This is a genomic window from Nocardioides sp., assembly GCF_016462705.1.
Taxonomy (GTDB): domain Bacteria; phylum Actinomycetota; class Actinomycetes; order Propionibacteriales; family Nocardioidaceae; genus Nocardioides.
The window spans coordinates 1-16,398 of record NZ_JAEMSS010000094.1 but is presented as its reverse complement, the minus strand read 5'-3'; the positions used below and the strand labels follow the sequence as shown (position 1 = coordinate 16,398).

The following is a 16,398-nucleotide window of genomic DNA, read 5'->3' as shown; positions in this document are numbered from 1 at the left end:
GCCAGGGACTGGGTTGGCCCCTGGTCGGCGCGACCCCGGACGGCCACGGTCCGAGGCCGAGCGCACCTCCGCCCGAGGCGGCGCCCCCCGGTCGGCGGATCCGCCAGGTGTCTCACTGGCGGGTCACGTTCGACACCGGCGAGGAGCTCGAGGTCCAGGGCCTGGTGCTCGTGGGACGGCGGCCGGAGCCTCGCCCCGGCGAGCCGGTGGGCACGCTGCTCGCGCTCACGTCGTCGGACATGTCGCTCTCCAAGACGCACGCCCAGTTCCAGGTCGTGCCGGACGGGGCCCTGGTGGTCATGGACCGCGGGTCCACCAACGGCTCGGTCCTGGTCCGCGGCGGCCTCTACAAGCCGCTCGAGGGCGGCCGGCCGGCCACCTTGAAGCACGGCGACCGGGTGCGCTTCGGCGACCGGGAGATGACCGTCGCCCGGCTCGACCCACCCGCTCAGTAGGGTCCCGCCATGACGTTCGACTACTCCCGCACCGTCACCACGTCCGCGACCCCGGCGGCCGTCTGGGCCCTCTGGAGCCACCCCACGACCTGGCCCTCCTGGGACCCGGCGGTCGAGTCGGTCGCCTTCGAGGGCCACTTCGGCGAGGGCGCCGCCGGCACGATGGTCCTCACCGGTGGGATCGAGGTGCCGGTCACCCTCGAGATCGTCGAGCCGGGTGCCCGCTACCTGGACCGGCTCACCATGGGCGACCTGGTGATCGAGATCGACCACGTGGTCCGCCCGCACGAGGACGGTGCCGAGGTCACGGTCAGCACCGTCATCACCGGACCCGGTGCCGACGACATCGGCCCCATGGTGACCGCCGACGCCCCGAAGGCGATGGAGGCGCTCACCCGGATGGCCGAGGCAGGCTAGGACACCCCGGCCGGCTCGGCCACGGCGAACGCCGCTGCTGCCTCGGCGTGGATGTCCGCGGAGTCCAGCAGGGGCAGCACGGAGTCCTCGGGCCGCACCAGGAGGCCCACCTCCGTGCAGGCCAGCACGACCGCCTCGGCGCCGGCGTCGCGCAGCCGCCCGATCACCTCGGCGTACGCCGCCCGCGACGGCTCCTCGACCCGCCCCAGCGTCAGCTCCTCGAAGATCACCCGGTCGATCTCGGTCTGCTCGTCGGGCGAGGGGACGTGCACCCGCAGCCCGTTGCGGGCCAGCCGTCCGACGTAGAAGTCCTCCGCCGCCACCCACGAGGTGCCGAGCACACCGACCTGGGACCAGCCCCGGGCGTGTGCGGCGTCCGCGATCGCGTCGGCGATGTGCAGCAGCGGGACGTCGAGCGCCGCCTCGACCTCGTCGGCCACCCGGTGCATCAGGTTGGTGCAGATGACCACGACCTCGGCCCCTGACGCCTGGCAGCGCAGCGCTGCCTCGGCGAGCAGCCGTCCGGCCCGGCGCCAGTCCCCGGTCTGCTGGCACTCGCGGATCTCGGCGAAGTCGAGCGACTCGAGCACGACCCGGGCCGAGGCGTGCCCGCCGCGGGTGGCGGCGACCTGCTCGTTGAGGACGCGGTAGTACTCCAGGGTCGAGTGCCAGCTCATGCCGCCGACGAGGCCGATCTTGCGCATGCCCTCATCGTGCGCCGACGGCTGGCCAGAAGGAAGCCGTGAACTCGTAGGGCGAGCCATAATCAATGCTTATGGATGCCCGACGGCTGCTCATCTTCCGCGAGGTCGCCCGGGCCGGCTCGATCAGCGCCGCGGCCCGGGCCCTCGGCTGGACCCAGCCGGCGGTGAGCCAGCACCTCGCCGCGCTGGAGCGCGCGGTGGGGGTGCCGCTGCTGCTGCGCGGCCCCGGCGGCGTGGAGCTGACCGAGCCCGGTGCCCGGCTCCTCGACCGGGCCGACCAGGTCGCGCTCCAGCTGCACCTGGCCGAGGAGGAGCTCGCCGACCTCACCTCGCTGCGACGAGGTCGGGCCCGGCTCGCCGCCTATCCCAGCGCGGCGGCGACGCTCGTCCCCCGCGCGGTCGCCGGCCTGCGGGCCCGCCATCCCGACGTCGACGTCGAGCTCACCGAGGTCGAGCCGCCGGAGGCCCTCGGGCTGCTCGAGTCCGGGGACGTCGACCTCGCGCTGGTGTTCGGCTACGACGGCGACCCGGCGGCCGGCCGGGGCCTGGTCTGGCGACCGCTGGCCGCGGAGCCGGTCGCCCTGGTGCTGCCCGTCGACCACCCGCTCGCCGGGCGGCGGCGGATCGCCCTGGCGCAGCTCGCCGGCGAGCCGTGGATCGTCGGCTGCGCACGCTGCCGGGCGCACGCCGTCGCACTGTGTGCCGCGGCCGGCTTCGCGCCCTCGGTGCGACACGTGAGCGACGACTACGTCGTGGTGCAGAACCTGGTCGCGGTCGGGCTCGGCGTCACCCTGCTGCCGCACTCGGCGCTGGACGCCTACCGGCACCCGGGCGTGGTCGCGCGCGAGCAGGCGTCGTTCGGCACCCGGACCTACGGCATCGTGCACCGACCCGGCGCCGAGCGGGTGCCGGCGACCGCGGCCCTGGTCCGGGAGCTGGCCGGCCAGGGCGCGCCTCCGGGCTAGTCCGACTCCGGGTCGGGAACGTCCTCGAACGCGTCGGCACGTCCGACGAACTCGGCCCGTCCCGGCGGCCAGGCCAGGGCGAAGACCTTGCCGACGACCAGGTCGACCGGCACGTAGCCCTCCGTCGGGTCGCAGTCGTCGCGCTTGCGGCAGATGTGCACCGACGAGTCGGCCGAGTTGGCCCGGTTGTCACCCATGACGAACAGGCTGTCCTCGGGCACCGGGCCCGCGGTCCAGCTGCAGCTGGGGATCATCGGTCCGTTGCAGGGCTTCTTGGCCCTGCGTTCCTTGAGGTAGCCGCTCTCGTCGATCGGCTGGCCGTTGACGCTGAGCCGGCCCTCCGCGTCGCAGCAGACGATCACGTCACCCTCGACGCCGATCACCCGCTTCACGAGGTGACCGCCGGTCGGGTAGAGCCCGATCTTCGACAGCCCCCGGGCGAGCAGGTTCTGGGGCTGCGGGTTCTGCAGACCGCTCAGCCAGTCACCCGGGTCGTCGAAGACGATGACGTCGCCGCGCTGCGGCTCGCCGTTCCAGTACGACGGCTTCTGCACCAGGATCCGGTCGTTGACGACCAGGCCGGGCTCCATCGACTCCGACGGGATGTAGAAGGACTGGACGAAGAAGGTCTTGACCACCAGCGCGAGCAGGATCGCGAAGGTCAGCAGCAGCAGGGTCTCCCTGAGCGCGCGCCCCGGGCTGTCCTTCTTGGTCTCCTTCGCGTCCTCCGAGGCGGGGGGCAGGTCGGTCGCGGGACCGACGTCCGGGGAGGTCACGCGGTGACCCTACCCACCGGCTGCGCACCGGCCGCGGTCACCGCGCCAGGACGACGGACCAGCGGACGACCGCACCACCGGACGTGCCACGCCACTCCACGACGCCCGTGTCCCCGGCGGCCACGGGTCCGGTGAGGCCGAGGGTGACGTCGGTGGACTCGCCCGGCGCCAGGGTGACGCTCGCCGGCGTCAGCCCGAGCCGGTCGAGCCCGACGACCCGGGCGGTGAACGTCTGGGTACGCCGGGTCAGATTGGTCACCGTGCGGGTCGTCGTACGCCGGTCCGGGCCGAGCACGAGCGGGCCGGTGCCCAGCTCCGCGCGGCGTCCGTCGAGCCAGCCCCGGTAGTCGGTGTCGGCGACCAGCACACCGAGCGGGGCCGAGGCGGCGGCGTCGGGGCGGACCAGTCCCGCGCCGTCGGTGCGCCCGCCGACCGGGAGCGCCGTACCGGCCATGGCGCTGCGCAGCTCGACGGCCGACCACCGGCGCTCCGCCAGCAGCCGCGCCGCCGCACCGCTGACCCGGGCGGCGGCCACCGACGTCCCGCTGACGAGCTGCCAGCGCGTCCCGTTGGTGCCCGGCCGGTCGGCGGCGAGCACGCCGGTGCCCACCCCCAGCACGTCCGGGGCGACCAGGCCCGACCGGAGGTCGCCGGTGCGCGACCAGCCGGCCAGCCGCGGTGCGGGCGTGGCGATGCCCTGCGAGCGCAGCGTGACGCGGCCGGCGGGACGACGCTCGAGCCACCGCCGCAGGTCCCGTCCGGCCGTCGCGTCCACGTGCACGGTGGGCACGGCGTGCAGGTCCGGGTCGAGCGAGCCGGGCAGCCGGTTGGCCAGCACCATGCCCACCCCGTCGGCCTGGCGCACAGCGAGCGACTTGTCGGTGCGGGCGACGCCGCCTCGCTCGCACAGCACGATGCCCCCGGCGACCGCGGCCGCGTCGAGGCTGCCGGGCACGCACAGCCGGGCCTCGCGGGCGCTGCTGCCCGCCGCGCCCGCGTCGGCGCCGACGACGAGCCGCGCCGGACCCGCGCTCCGCGGGGAGACCATGACGCCGGGGATCCTGGGGGCGCCCCCGCGGATCACGAGCCCGCGGCGTACGTCGCCGGTCGTCGCTCCCACGGTGGTCACCCACGGAGCGGCGAACGCGACGTCACCGCGGCCGTTGCCGGCGGCGGCGACGACGACGATGTCGGCCTCGGCGGCGCCGAGCAGCGCCCGCTGGACGGTGTCCTGGGCCGGGTCGCGACCGTCGGTGCCGGCGACCGACACGTTGAGCACGTCCACGCCGTCGGCGGTGGCCCGGTCGATCGCGCTGACGACGTCCGCCGCCGAGCAGCCGTCGTCGTCGGGGTCGGGTGCGGTCCAGCAGGCCTTGTACGCCGCCACCCGGGCGTCCGGTGCGACTCCGGCGAAGCTGCCCAGCCGCTGCCCGTGCACGCGGGCGGTGAGACCGCTGTTGCCGGCCGCGACCGAGGCGACCGCGGTCCCGTGCCCGACGTCGTCGCGGGCGGACATGGACGAGACGTCCCGGACCCGGTCGGCGCCGAAGCCGTCCACGAACCACTGGGCGCCGACGACCTTGGAGGTGCAGGCGCTCGCGGGCCAGTCCGGCGCGGTGCGGCACTCGCCGCCGAACCCGGCCGGTGGCGGGCCGAGCGCCGGCCCGTCCGCGAAGACCGGTCCCTCGGGGGTGATGCCCGAGTCGACGAACCCGATCACGGTCCCCGCCCCACCACGAGCCGAGCCGCCCGACCCGGCCGGCCCGGCCACGGGGGTGGGCGTGCCGGCGAGCTGGAGCACCCGGTCCGGCTCGACCAGGGCGACCCGGGGGTCGGCGGCCAGCCGGTCCGCCTGCTCCTCGGTGAGCCGGACCGCGACGCCCGACAACGCGGTGGTCCAGCGGTAGACCGGCTCCTCGGCACCCACCGATGCCAGGACCTGGTCCTGGGCGCCCCGCATCCAGACCGAGAGGACCTCGGTGGGGAGGACCGTCTGCGTGCGCGAGGTGCCCGGCCCGTCCAAGGTCACCAGGTAGAGAGCGGTGTCGTCGGCCGCGGTTGCCGGGCTCGCGCTGGCCGGGCTCGCGCTGGCCGGGTGCGCGACCACCGGGGTGGCCGCGACCAGGGTGCCGAGGAGCGCCGGGACGGCGAGCGAGACCGCGCGCCGCCCTACCCCCTGCCTGCGCACCTGTGTCTCCTCGCCTCGGACGTCTGGTCGTCCGTTCGGGTCCGAAACGTCCATTCTGTCCCAGGTGTCCCACTGCGGCGCCTGCTTCGGGCAACCTTCCACGTGACCTGGGCGACCTCCCACCCGCGCGCGGGTCCGCGTGCGTGGATAGGGGTGTGGAGGAGTTCGAGCAGTGGGCGCACGCCCGCAGCGCCGCCCTGGCGCGCTCGGCGTACCTCCTCACCGGTGACGTGCACCTCGCCGAGGACCTGGTGCAGGAGACGCTGACCCGGGTCGCGCAGCGGTGGCGCCGGGTCCGCCGGCAGGGCGCTCCCGACGCCTATGCGCGCCGGGTCATGCACAACCTCGCGGTCGACGCCTGGCGGCGGCGGCGCAGCCGGCCCCGCGAGGTGCTCGGAGCCGAGGCGCCCGAGCCCTCGGCGCACGGTGAGCGGGACCCGGACCGCCGGCTGGTCCTCCGGGACGCGCTGCTCAGGCTCACGCCCCGGCAGCGGGCGGTCCTGTCCCTGCGCTTCTACGAGGACCTCACCGAGGTCGAGACCGCGGCCGTCCTCGGCTGCTCGGTCAGCACCGTGAAGTCCACCGCCCGCGAGGCGCTCGCCCGACTGCGTGCCGCCGCTCCGGAACACCTCGCCGCGTTCGCCCCAGGAGAAGGCCCATGACCCACGACCTGCTCGAGGACCTGGTCCGGGACGTGCCCCCGCGGGTCACCCCCGACATCGACCTGGCCTGGCGGACCGGGACCGCGCGGCGTCGTCGCCGGTCCGCAGTCGGAGCGGCCGCGGCGGCCGTGCTCGGCGTCGTCGTCGGTCTGGGCGTGCTGGGTTTCGATGCACCGCGACGGGCCGACCCCGCCGACGGCGGGGGCTCGGGCTACCCCTCGGAGGTCCCCAGACCGATCGCACTCACGGAGCTACCCGACAAGCCCGGCTTGATGGCCGGGGTGATGGAACTCGAGGGGGCCAGCGAGTGGGTCGTCTTCGACAGTGCGGGCCGCAGCTGGCGGCTCCCCGGAATCTCCCCGGGGGGTGGCGAAACTCCGGCTCTGTCGGATGACGGCCGGATGCTCGGCTACCTCGCTCAGAAGACGGACGACCGGAGCGAGTACGTCTTCGTCGACCTGGTCACGGGTGCGCGGACGGGATTCCCCGAGGTAGGCGACGGTCGGTCCTACGACGACGAGATGCTGACCGGACAGGCCTACTTCGAGAGCGGGCAGACCCCGCAGCTGTGGTCGCCGGACAACCGATGGCTGGCTGTGAACGGCAGCGCAGTCGAGGAGTCGAAACCCGGCCCGCTGTTGCTCGGTGTTGACGGCGAGGTCCGTGAGGTCGGTGTCGGCAACTGGCCGGTGGGCTGGCTGGCTGCGGACCGACTCGCGATCCTGAGCGGCGCCGGCACGCTGAAGACCGTCGATCCCAGTGGGGAGGTCCTCGACCGCGTCGACCTCGCGATCCCAAGAGACTTCAAGGTGTGGGGGCAGTGGTCGGCACGGCTGTCCGGGGACGGCTCGAAGATCGCTGTCAGGGGCGACGAGAGGGTCGACCGGGACGCGGAGCGCCGCTTGTACGTCTTCGACACCCGCACCGGCGCTCTGCTCGACGACTGGGACTGGCGTGATCGTCTGTCGGACACCTGTCTGATGGCGTGGCAGAGCGACCAGGTCCTGGCCTGGGAGTACGGCGGGCTCGTCGACGTCGCGACCGGCGAGGTGGTCGTCGAACCAGCCGGCCAGTGGGGCGAGACCACCTGCGGGATGCTCTCGACTCGAGCCCTGGCAGGCCCCGCTCAGCCAGGACCCGGGGTCGTGGAGTGGCGCTACTGGGACGTCCTGTGGCTGTGGCGCCAGCTCCTCGGTGGCCTGGCCGTCCTCCTGGTCGGGTCGGTCCTCGTCTGGCTGGCCCGGCACCGTCGCCGGACGGTGGGTGGAGCCACCTAGGCTTTCCGGCATGCCCTCGTCACCCGCCCCGCTCGCCGTGGGCTTCGACCTGGACATGACCCTGATCGACACGGTGCCGGGGTTCGCGCGGACGCTCGAGGCGCTCGGCGCCGAGCTCGGTGTCGAGTTCCCGGTCGCCGAGCTCACCTCCCAGCTCGGCCCGCCGCTGGAGATGATCCTGGAGCCGCACCTGCCCGCCGAGGCGGTCGGGCCGGCCGGCGACCGGTTCCGGGCGCTCTACCCGTCGTACGCGATCGAGCCGGTGCCGGTCCTGCCGGGCGCCCACGAGGCGCTCGCGGCGGTCCGTGCGCACCGCGGCCGCACCGTCGTGGTCACCGGCAAGTTCCCGGAGAACGCGCGGCTGCACCGCGAGCACCTCGGTCTCGACGTCGACGTGCTCGAGGGCTGGGTCTGGGGCGTCGGCAAGGCCGAGGTGCTGCGCCGCGAGGGCGCGAGCATCTACGTCGGCGACCACGTCCACGACGTCGAGGGCGCGCTGGCCGCGGATGCGCTGAGCGTGTCGGTGCTGACCGGCGGCTGCACCCGCGAGGAGCTGTTGGGCGCCGGCACCCACGTCGTGCTCGAGTCGCTCGAGGAGTTCCCGGCGTGGCTCGACGAGCACGTTCTCACGACCCGGCTGGCCGCCCTCGAGGCCGACCTGCGCGAGCGGGGCTCGGTCCTGGTGGCCTACAGCGGTGGCGCCGACAGCGCGTTCCTGCTCGCCGCCGCCGTCCGGGCGCTCGGCGCGGACCGGGTGGTCGCGGCGACCGGCTACTCGCACTCGCTGCCCGAGGTCGAGCGCGACCCCGCACGGGCGTTCGCCGAGTCGCTCGGGGTCGAGGTGCTCACGCCGGAGACCCACGAGATGGACCGCGACGGCTACCGCGCCAACGGCTCGGACCGCTGCTTCTTCTGCAAGGCCGAGCTGGTCGAGGTGTTGTCCTCGATCGCCGCCTCGCGCGGGTTGGCCGTCGTCGCCACCGGCACCAACGCCGACGACGCGGTCGCCGGCTTCCGGCCCGGCATCCGCGCCGCGGACGAGCGCGGCGCGGTCGCACCGCTGCGGGACGCCGGCCTGACCAAGGCCCAGGTGCGCGAGGCGTCCCACAGGTGGGACCTGCCCACCTGGGACAAGCCGGCCGCCGCGTGCCTGTCGTCGAGGGTGGCCTACGGCGTCGAGGTCACGCCGCACGCGCTGGCCCGGGTGGAGCGGGCCGAGGCCGTCGTACGCCGGGAGCTCCCCTCGGTCCGCAACCTCCGGGTCCGCGACCTGGGCGCCGACCGGGCGTCCGTGGAGGTCGACGCCGACCTCCTGCCGCTGGCCGACGCCGTGCTCGGGCGGGTGCTGACCGGTGTCCGCGAGGCCGGCTTCACCGAGGCCGAGGTCGACGCGCGCGGCTTCCGGTCGGGGTCGATGAACGAGGCGCTCGCGCGGTGACCCTCGACGCCGCCGACGTCCTCGCCCGGGCCGCCGAGTGGGTGTGGGTGCCGCCGTTCGCACGGGAGCTGCGCACCCCGGAGTACCGGGTGGTCGCGTACCCCGACTACTTCTCCGAGCCGACCGCGGCGATGCCGGCGGCGTTCGACTCGACCCGCGACCCGCAGGACGTCGTCGACGACGTCCTGGGCGCCGCCGCCGCGCTCGACCGCGAGCAGGTCGCGATCATGGGACTGGGCGACCTCACCCGCCCGGAGGGGCTCGAGGCGCACCTCGTCGGCCGGGGCGCGACGCGCTGCGAGACGCTCGCGGTCCTGGCCCTCGATCTCACCCGCGCGCCGTTCGACCTGGACGCCCCGGGTGACGTCGAGGTGCGCGCGGTCGGCGACCTCGAGACGCTGCGGGACTACGACCGGATCGGGGTCGAGGTCTTCGGCGGCACCCTGCGCACCGAGGAGGAGCTGCTCACCTCCCTCGAGTCCGTCGCCGAGGGCGGGCGTGACCCGATGCTGGTCGCCTACCGCGGCGGCGAGCCACTCGGAACCGGGGGCCTCACCGTCGCCGGCGACGTGCTGCGGCTCTGGGGAGGCGCCGTCCTCCCGGAGGCCCGGGGAACAGGTGTCTACCGCGCCGTGCTGGACCACCGGCTCCGCGCCGGACTCGCGCGCGGCTGCCGGCTGGCGCTGGTCAAGGGCCGGGTCGAGACCTCCGCCCCGATCCTGCGCCGGGCCGGATTCGCGGCGTACGGCGAGGAGCGGGGCTACCGCGTCTCGGTGCCGTGACCGAGCTCTGGGACCAGGTGTCGGCGCGGCAGCCGGTGCCCGAGCCGGGGTTCGTCCTCGTGACCGGCGTCCTCGCGCTGCTCCTCGTGGTGGTGGCCTGGCCGCAGGTGCGGCTGGGCATCACGGTCGCCCACGAGGCGGGGCACGCCGTCGCCGCGGTGCTGGTCGGCCGCCGGCTGACCGGGATCCGCCTGCACTCGGACACGTCCGGCCTGACCGTCTCGCGCGGCAAGCCGCGCGGGCCGGGGATGGTGCTGATGCTCGCCGCGGGCTACCTGGCACCCGCCCTGCTCGGGCTGCTCGCGGCGTACCTGCTCGGCAAGGGTCACGGGGTCGGGCTGCTCTGGCTGCTGGTGCTGCTGCTGGCCGGGCTGCTGGTCTGGGTGCGCAACGGCTACGGCCTGCTGGTCGTGCTGGTGCTCGGCGGCGGCCTGTTCGCGCTGACCTGGTGGGGCTCCGAGGACGCACAGTCGGTGGCGGCGTACCTCATGACCTGGACGCTGCTGCTCGCCGCGCCCCGGCCGTTGCTCGAGCTGCTCGGCCGGGGCCGCGGCCGCTCGCGCACGTCGGACCCCGACCAGCTCGCCGCGCTCACGCACCTCCCGGCGGTGCTGTGGACGCTGTTGCTGCTGGCCGCCAACTGTGCGGGCCTGGTGCTCGGCGTGGGGATGCTGGCGCCGGAGCTGGTCTGAGGGCGGGCGGAGTCACCGGATGTCCGGTGACTCTGTCGCTTCTGCACCGAGATCTCGGTGCAGAAGCGTCGGTCTCCCCGGATATCCGGGGACCCCGCCCGGCCCCGCTACAGCTCCAGCTCGTCCGCGATCTCCCGCAGCGCCTTGGCCAGGGGACGGGCGAAGGCGCGGTCGGGGTGACGGCCGTGCCGGTAGGTCTCGCCGATGTCGTCGAGGGTGCGGATCAGGTCCTCGATGATGGGGACCATCTCGTCGGGCTTCTTGCGCTTGCCGGCCGAGATGTTGCGGCTCACCGAGGCGGGCGCGTCGAGCACCTTGACCTGGAGCGCCTGGTCGCCGCGCCGGCCCTGGGCGATGCCGAACTCCACGCGGGTGCCGGACTTGAGCGTGGTGACCCCGTCGGGAAGGGCCTCCGAGCGCACGTAGACGTCGGGCCCGTCCTCCTGGGACAGGAACCCGAAGCCCTTCTCGGCGTCGTACCACTTCACCTTGCCAGTGGGCACGGCTCAGACCTCTTCCATCGTTCTCGCGGGGGATCGCCGCGCGGAGGCGACGGCAGCCGCCAACCCTATCCGGCCTCCATGGAGCCCTGTACCGGGTTTCGCGCCGGGCGTACGCCGCCGCGCTGGCCCGGCCGCGGCCGGCTGGACACCACGAACACCGACCAGGCCATCAGCACCGCGAACGCCACGAGCAGGCCGAGCCGCGGCGGGTCGAGCGGGAGCGCGATGCCGACGAAGCCGCCGATGACCCAGGCGAGCTGACAGGTCGTGTCGCTGCGCCCGAAGGCGCTGGCCTGCACCAGCGTCGGCACGTGCCGCTGGATGGTCGCGTCCAGCGAGAACTTCGCCATCGCCTGCGCCAGCCCGGCGACCAGGCCGAGCAGCGCCAGCGACCAGACGCCGTAGAACAGCGCGGCGACCAGGGCGGCGGCCGCATCGGCGAGCAGCGCCACGACGACCGCGACGGACGGCGTGATCCGGCTCAGCGAGGACGCCGTCACGGTGCCGAGGGTGCGGCCGAGGCCGGCGGCGCCGACCACGATGCCGATCATCACGCCCGCGCCCAGCGGGCTGTCGGGTCGCACGTCGGGGTCGCGGAGCAGGAACGCGACGAACATCAGCAGGAACCCGGAGAGGAACCAGGGCCCGAGGTTGGCCCGCAGCGCGAACGCCACCGGGCCGGGGATCGTGGTCCGCCGGCGACCGCGGCGGGAGGTGCTGCCCTCCTCGCCGCGCCACGCCAGCTCGCCCTCGCCCTCGCTCGAGTCGACGGCGGCCGGCAGCCGGATCGCGCAGATGGTGGCGATCACGAAGATCAGGAACGCGTAGCGCAGCGACCACTCCGACCCCGCCAGCGACGCGAGGCCCGCGATCGGCGCCGAGACCGTGGCGCCCACGATCCCGGAGAGGGAGACCCGGCCGTTGGCCCTGACCAGGGTGAAGTCGCGGGGGAGGAGGCGGGGTACGGCGGCGGCCCGGGTGACGCCGTAGGCCTTGGACGAGACGAGCACGCCCAGGGCCGCGGCGAACACCAGCGCCGAGCCGTCGTCGACCGACGAGGCCAGGACCCAGCAGAGGAACGCGCGCAGCGCCATCGTGGCGCCGATCGCCCACCGGCGGCCGTGCGCGAACCGGTCGAGGAACGGCCCGATGAGCGGCGCGACGATGGCGAACGGCAGCATCGTGAGGCCCAGGAACAGGGCGACCTGGCCGCGCGCCTCGCCCGACGGCACCGCGAAGAACAGGCTCCCGGCGAGCGAGATGGCCACCGCCGCGTCGCCGGCGGTGTTGAAGACGTGCATCTGGATCAGCCGCGACAGGCCGGACTCGGCGGCGCCCTGCGCCTCCGAGGCCCGGCGTGCCTGGGCGACCGTGTACCGGCTCGCCCGGGAGGTGCCGCGCGCCACTCCCGCCAGGCCCCGGCCGGTCGCCCGGGCGGTCGAGCCCAGCCCGCGCCCGACCCTCCGGCCCAACGGCTCCGTCGCCCGCGGGTCCGGCGGTCCGGCGCCGGGATGGGCGTCCCGCCAGCGCTGCTCGTCGGGCATGGCCACATCCTGCCCTGCTAGGGAATGTCTTCTTACTCCCCGCCTGCTGCGCGGCGCTTCGCTCCCGATCTGGCCGCGCTGGCGTCGCTCGATGGGCGATCGAGCACGTCTTCGCTCCGCCGCCTTGCCCGATCGGTTCGAAACGCCGCTCGCGACGGCGCCGAGTAGGGAGACACGCTCTGGCGGACGCCCCGAAGAACCGTCCCGGGCTGACACTTCTGCGATCCATCAGTCATGCTGCCCCTGTGAACGCGATCTCCGCTGTGACCACGCGCAGCAAGCCTGACAACGTCGCCGCGGCGGCGGTCGAGGCGGCCCGGGACGCACTCGTCGAGGACGTCGGCCAGGCCGACGTCGGCGAGCACCTCGGCGTGGTGGCCGAGGGCGAGCGGGTGGTGAGCCACCAGTTCGCCTGCACCCGCAAGGGGTACGTCGGGTGGCACTGGTCCGTGACCGTCGCCCGCGCGTCCCGGCAGCGGCACGTCACGGTCGACGAGGTCGTGCTGGTCCCCGGCGACGCCGCCGTCGTGGCCCCGGAGTGGGTGCCCTACCGCGAGCGGCTGCAGCCGGGCGACATGTCGCCCGGCGACCTGCTGCCCGTCGACGACGACGACCCCCGGCTGGTGCCGACGTACTCCTTCGGCGACGACCCGCTCGACACGGACGAGAAGGCGCAGATCCGGCAGGTCGCCAAGGACCTCGGCCTCGGCCGGGTCCGCACGCTGTCGCCCGAGGGCCGCGACCTCGCGGCCGAGCGCTGGGCGGACGGCGACGGCGGGCCGGACTCACCGATCGCCCAGGCGGCCCCCGACCGCTGCTACTCCTGCGGCTTCCTGATGCGGCTGGCCGGCCCCCTCGCGGAGACGTTCGGCGTCTGCGCCAACGGCGACGCCAACGACGACGGCCGGGTGGTGACCTTCGACCACGGCTGCGGCGCCCACTCCGAGGTGCGGCTCGCCAAGAAGCACGCGCCCGTCCCCATCCCCGACCACGTCTTCGACACGCTCACCGTCGACGAGGTCGAGGCGTGGTGATCACGCGACGCGAGGTCCGAGCGACGCTCGGAGGTTGAGGAAGGCGCGCAGCGCCTGTCTCGAGACCACGCAAGCCGGGGCTGGGACCTACCCCTCCGTCGACTCCTCGTCCCGCCGCCTGCGCGCCGCCCGGCGGCGCCGGCAGTACTCGATGCCGAACAGCCCCAGCCCGAAGCCGGCCAGGCAGGTCCACAGCCACCAGGTGCGGCCGTCGTCGGCCAGGGAGCCGTAGAACGGCAGGAGCGCCAGGAACCCGAGCAGGAAGGCGACCGTCCCGACCTCGACGGTGCGGACGCCGTCGAGGTCGAGCGGCTCGACGTCGGCGACGATGTAGGTCCGGTTGCCGATCTCGTGCTGCGTCGGCTGGTTGTCGCGGAGCTCCACGGGCCCACCGTAGCCCGATCGCACGACACGGACACGAGAGCATTTCCCGGGTCATCCGGAAATGCCAGGATCCGTCCGTGACCACTCGGACCGGCACGGGGGCCTCGGGCCTCGACCGCTACTTCAGGATCACCGAGCGCGGCTCGACCGTCGGGCGCGAGCTCCGCGGCGGGGTCGTCACGTTCTTCACGATGGGCTACATCATCGTGCTGAACCCGCTGATCCTCGGCTTCGCTCCCGACATCGAGGGCGACTTCCTCGGGGGCGGGCCCGGGGACGGCAGCAACCTGGCCGCCATCGCCGCGGGCACCGCGCTGGTCGCCGGCGTGCTCACCATCCTGATGGGCGTCGTCGCCAACTACCCGCTGGCCCTGGCGACCGGACTGGGGCTCAACGCGTTCGTCGCCTTCGCCATCGCCAGCGAGATGACCTGGGCGGACGCGATGGGGCTGGTCGTGATCGAGGGCGCGATCATCCTGGTGCTCGTCCTGACCGGCTTCCGGGTGGCGGTCTTCCACGCCATCCCGGCCCAGCTGAAGGTCGCCATTTCGGTCGGCATCGGCCTCTTCATCGCCCTGATCGGCTTCGTGGACGCCGGCTTCGCGGGCAACGCCACGTCGGTCCCGCTGCAGCTCGGGCGGGTGGGCGAGCTCCAGGGGTGGCCGGTCCTCGTGTTCGGGATCGGCCTGGCGCTCCTGGTCGCGCTCTGGGTGCGCAAGGTCAAGGGCGCGATCCTCATCTCGATCGTGGTCATGAGCGCCATCGCGATCGTGATCGAGTCCGTCGCCGACCTCGGTGCCTTCAGCGCCGACAACCCGAAGGGGTGGGCCCTCACCATCCCGAAGTTCCCCGACGACCTCATCAGCACGCCGGACTTCGACACCCTGGGCGAGTTCAGCCTGATCGGCTCGTTCGACCGGGTCGGCGTCATCGCCGCCCTCCTCCTCGTGTTCACCCTGATGCTCGCCGACTTCTTCGACACGATGGGGACGATGACGGCGATCGGCGCCGAGGCGGGTCTCCTCGACGAGGACGGCACGCCGCCGAACACCCAGCGGATCCTGGTCGTCGACTCGGTCGCCGCGGCCGCCGGAGGCCTGGCCGGGGTCTCGTCCAACACCAGCTACATCGAGTCGGCATCGGGCGTCGGGGAGGGTGCCCGGACCGGCCTGGCCTCGGTCGTCACCGGCCTGATGTTCCTGGTGGCCATCCTGCTCGCCCCGCTCGTCTCCCTGATCCCGTCCGAGGCAGCGGTCCCGGCGCTGGTCCTGGTCGGGTTCCTGATGATGCAGCAGGTCACCGAGATCGACTGGAACGACATCGAGATCGCGCTGCCGGCGTTCCTCACCATCGTCCTGATGCCGTTCACCTACTCGATCACCGTCGGCATCGGCGCCGGCTTCCTCGCCTACGTCCTGATCAAGGCCGTCCGCGGCAAGGCCGCCCTGGTCCACCCGCTCATGTGGGTGGTGTCCGGGATGTTCCTGGTCTACTTCGCGATCAGCCCGATCACCGACTGGCTGACGTAGCTCCCGCCCGCGTTCTCGATTGGCCCTGCACGCCTGCCGCGAGTACGCTCGACCCTCGGGTCTGAACGACCAGACCCTTCGGCGTGCCCGCCGACCTCCGGCCGATCGTGCGGGGGAGCGGCCGGTCCCACATCGAGGCACAAGCACGGACGCAGGACCACCGTGCCCGGCAAGGCGCTGGGCCGTGACGAGAGAACACGAAAGGGAACCAACCAAGGTGCCCACCATCAACCAGCTGGTCCGCAAGGGCCGCCAGGACAAGGTGTCCAAGAACAAGACGCCTGCCCTGAAGGGTTCGCCCCAGCGACGCGGCGTCTGCACGCGCGTCTACACGACCACCCCGAAGAAGCCGAACTCCGCCCTCCGCAAGGTCGCCCGCGTGCGCCTGTCGAGCGGCGTCGAGGTCACGGCCTACATCCCGGGCGTCGGCCACAACCTCCAGGAGCACTCGATCGTGCTCGTCCGCGGCGGCCGGGTGAAGGACCTCCCCGGTGTCCGCTACAAGATCATCCGCGGCACGCTCGACACCCAGGGCGTCAAGAACCGCAAGCAGGCTCGCAGCCGCTACGGCGCCAAGAAGGAGAAGAGCTAATGCCCCGCAAGGGTCCCGCCCCCAAGCGGCCGCTCGACGTCGACCCGGTCTACGGGTCGCAGCTGGTCACCCAGCTCGTCTCCAAGGTGCTGCAGGACGGCAAGAAGCAGGTCGCCCAGCGCATCGTCTACACGGCGCTCGAGGGCTGCCGTGAGAAGACCGGCACCGACCCCGTCGTGACGCTCAAGCGCGCGATGGACAACGTCAAGCCGGCCATCGAGGTCAAGTCCCGCCGCGTCGGCGGTGCGACCTACCAGGTCCCGATCGAGGTCAAGGGCACCCGGGGCACCACGCTGGCGCTGCGCTGGCTCGTGGGCTACGCCCAGGACCGTCGCGAGAAGACCATGTCCGAGCGGCTGATGAACGAGATCCTCGACGCGTCCAACGGCCTCGGTGCCGCGGTGAAGAAGCGCGAGGACACCCACAAGATGGCCGAGTCCAACAAGGCCTTCGCCC

At 73.7% G+C, this 16,398-nt stretch carries 18 protein-coding genes; 12 read left to right on the top strand and 6 right to left on the bottom strand.

The window, feature by feature from the left end; translation table 11 throughout:
* Both JHD21_RS12920 and JHD21_RS12915 read left to right on the top strand, forming a co-directional pair.
* A partial coding sequence (locus tag JHD21_RS12920) for an FHA domain-containing protein (RefSeq protein ID WP_292675841.1) occupies nucleotides 1-455 on the top strand: 455 nt, incomplete at its 5' end.
* A gap of 9 nt (nucleotides 456-464) precedes the next feature.
* Complete coding sequence (locus tag JHD21_RS12915) at nucleotides 465-872, top strand: SRPBCC family protein (protein WP_292675837.1); 408 nt, start codon at nucleotides 465-467, stop codon at nucleotides 870-872.
* Here the strand turns inward: JHD21_RS12915 and JHD21_RS12910 are convergent.
* Nucleotides 869-1,576, bottom strand: a complete 708-nt coding sequence (locus JHD21_RS12910) for an amino acid racemase (protein WP_292675835.1) — start codon at nucleotides 1,574-1,576, stop codon at nucleotides 869-871. The genes JHD21_RS12915 and JHD21_RS12910 overlap by 4 nt on opposite strands.
* 71 nt (nucleotides 1,577-1,647) lie before the next feature.
* Between JHD21_RS12910 and JHD21_RS12905 the strand changes: the two genes are divergently transcribed.
* Nucleotides 1,648-2,541 (top strand): LysR family transcriptional regulator, encoded by an 894-nt coding sequence (locus tag JHD21_RS12905; protein WP_292675833.1) that lies wholly within the window; start codon nucleotides 1,648-1,650, stop codon nucleotides 2,539-2,541.
* Here JHD21_RS12905 and lepB read toward each other — a convergent pair.
* Both lepB and JHD21_RS12895 read right to left on the bottom strand, forming a co-directional pair.
* Complete coding sequence (gene lepB, locus JHD21_RS12900) at nucleotides 2,538-3,317, bottom strand: signal peptidase I (RefSeq protein ID WP_292675831.1); 780 nt, start codon at nucleotides 3,315-3,317, stop codon at nucleotides 2,538-2,540. The genes JHD21_RS12905 and lepB overlap by 4 nt on opposite strands.
* Before the next feature lie 37 nt (nucleotides 3,318-3,354).
* Nucleotides 3,355-5,505 (bottom strand): S8 family serine peptidase, encoded by a 2,151-nt coding sequence (locus tag JHD21_RS12895; protein WP_292675828.1) that lies wholly within the window; start codon nucleotides 5,503-5,505, stop codon nucleotides 3,355-3,357.
* A gap of 155 nt (nucleotides 5,506-5,660) precedes the next feature.
* Here JHD21_RS12895 and JHD21_RS12890 point away from each other — a divergent pair, with 155 nt between their 5' ends.
* The 5 genes from JHD21_RS12890 to JHD21_RS12870 are packed head-to-tail and all read left to right on the top strand — an operon-like array spanning nucleotide 5,661 to nucleotide 10,356.
* Nucleotides 5,661-6,167 carry a SigE family RNA polymerase sigma factor gene (locus tag JHD21_RS12890; RefSeq protein WP_292675825.1) on the top strand — a complete coding sequence of 169 codons (507 nt, stop codon included), beginning with the start codon at nucleotides 5,661-5,663 and terminating at the stop codon, nucleotides 6,165-6,167.
* On the top strand, nucleotides 6,164-7,444 hold the full coding sequence (locus JHD21_RS12885; protein WP_292675823.1) for a hypothetical protein: 1,281 nt from the start codon (nucleotides 6,164-6,166) through the stop codon (nucleotides 7,442-7,444). Before JHD21_RS12890 ends, JHD21_RS12885 begins: the two co-directional genes overlap by 4 nt.
* 10 nt (nucleotides 7,445-7,454) lie before the next feature.
* Entirely contained in the window at nucleotides 7,455-8,882 is a 1,428-nt protein-coding gene (larE, locus tag JHD21_RS12880) for an ATP-dependent sacrificial sulfur transferase LarE (RefSeq protein WP_292675821.1), read from the top strand.
* Nucleotides 8,879-9,664 carry a GNAT family N-acetyltransferase gene (locus JHD21_RS12875; RefSeq protein WP_292675818.1) on the top strand — a complete coding sequence of 262 codons (786 nt, stop codon included), beginning with the start codon at nucleotides 8,879-8,881 and terminating at the stop codon, nucleotides 9,662-9,664. The genes larE and JHD21_RS12875 overlap by 4 nt, the downstream gene beginning before the upstream one ends.
* Entirely contained in the window at nucleotides 9,661-10,356 is a 696-nt protein-coding gene (locus JHD21_RS12870) for a M50 family metallopeptidase (RefSeq protein WP_292675816.1), read from the top strand. Before JHD21_RS12875 ends, JHD21_RS12870 begins: the two co-directional genes overlap by 4 nt.
* 107 nt (nucleotides 10,357-10,463) lie before the next feature.
* On the opposite strand, the gene JHD21_RS12865 is transcribed toward JHD21_RS12870, so the two are convergent.
* Together JHD21_RS12865 and JHD21_RS12860 are read right to left on the bottom strand one after the other, a co-directional pair.
* On the bottom strand, nucleotides 10,464-10,859 hold the full coding sequence (locus tag JHD21_RS12865; protein WP_292675813.1) for a cold-shock protein: 396 nt from the start codon (nucleotides 10,857-10,859) through the stop codon (nucleotides 10,464-10,466).
* A gap of 65 nt (nucleotides 10,860-10,924) precedes the next feature.
* Nucleotides 10,925-12,403 carry an MFS transporter gene (locus JHD21_RS12860; RefSeq protein ID WP_292675810.1) on the bottom strand — a complete coding sequence of 493 codons (1,479 nt, stop codon included), beginning with the start codon at nucleotides 12,401-12,403 and terminating at the stop codon, nucleotides 10,925-10,927.
* A gap of 245 nt (nucleotides 12,404-12,648) precedes the next feature.
* On the opposite strand from JHD21_RS12860, the gene JHD21_RS12855 reads away from it, so the two are divergent.
* Complete coding sequence (locus JHD21_RS12855) at nucleotides 12,649-13,437, top strand: DUF3027 domain-containing protein (protein WP_292675808.1); 789 nt, start codon at nucleotides 12,649-12,651, stop codon at nucleotides 13,435-13,437.
* A gap of 87 nt (nucleotides 13,438-13,524) precedes the next feature.
* On the opposite strand, the gene JHD21_RS12850 is transcribed toward JHD21_RS12855, so the two are convergent.
* The gene (locus JHD21_RS12850) at nucleotides 13,525-13,821 is read right to left on the bottom strand and encodes a DUF2530 domain-containing protein (protein WP_292675805.1); all 297 of its coding nucleotides are present in this window, start codon (nucleotides 13,819-13,821) and stop codon (nucleotides 13,525-13,527) included.
* A gap of 77 nt (nucleotides 13,822-13,898) precedes the next feature.
* Here JHD21_RS12850 and JHD21_RS12845 point away from each other — a divergent pair, with 77 nt between their 5' ends.
* From JHD21_RS12845 to rpsG, 3 genes are all read left to right on the top strand, one after another.
* On the top strand, nucleotides 13,899-15,350 hold the full coding sequence (locus JHD21_RS12845; RefSeq protein WP_292675803.1) for an NCS2 family permease: 1,452 nt from the start codon (nucleotides 13,899-13,901) through the stop codon (nucleotides 15,348-15,350).
* Nucleotides 15,351-15,567: 217 nt separating this feature from the next.
* The gene (gene rpsL / locus JHD21_RS12840) at nucleotides 15,568-15,942 is read left to right on the top strand and encodes a 30S ribosomal protein S12 (RefSeq protein WP_028636428.1); all 375 of its coding nucleotides are present in this window, start codon (nucleotides 15,568-15,570) and stop codon (nucleotides 15,940-15,942) included.
* A partial coding sequence (gene rpsG, locus JHD21_RS12835) for a 30S ribosomal protein S7 (RefSeq protein ID WP_292675801.1) occupies nucleotides 15,942-16,398 on the top strand: 457 nt, incomplete at its 3' end. The genes rpsL and rpsG, both read left to right, overlap by 1 nt.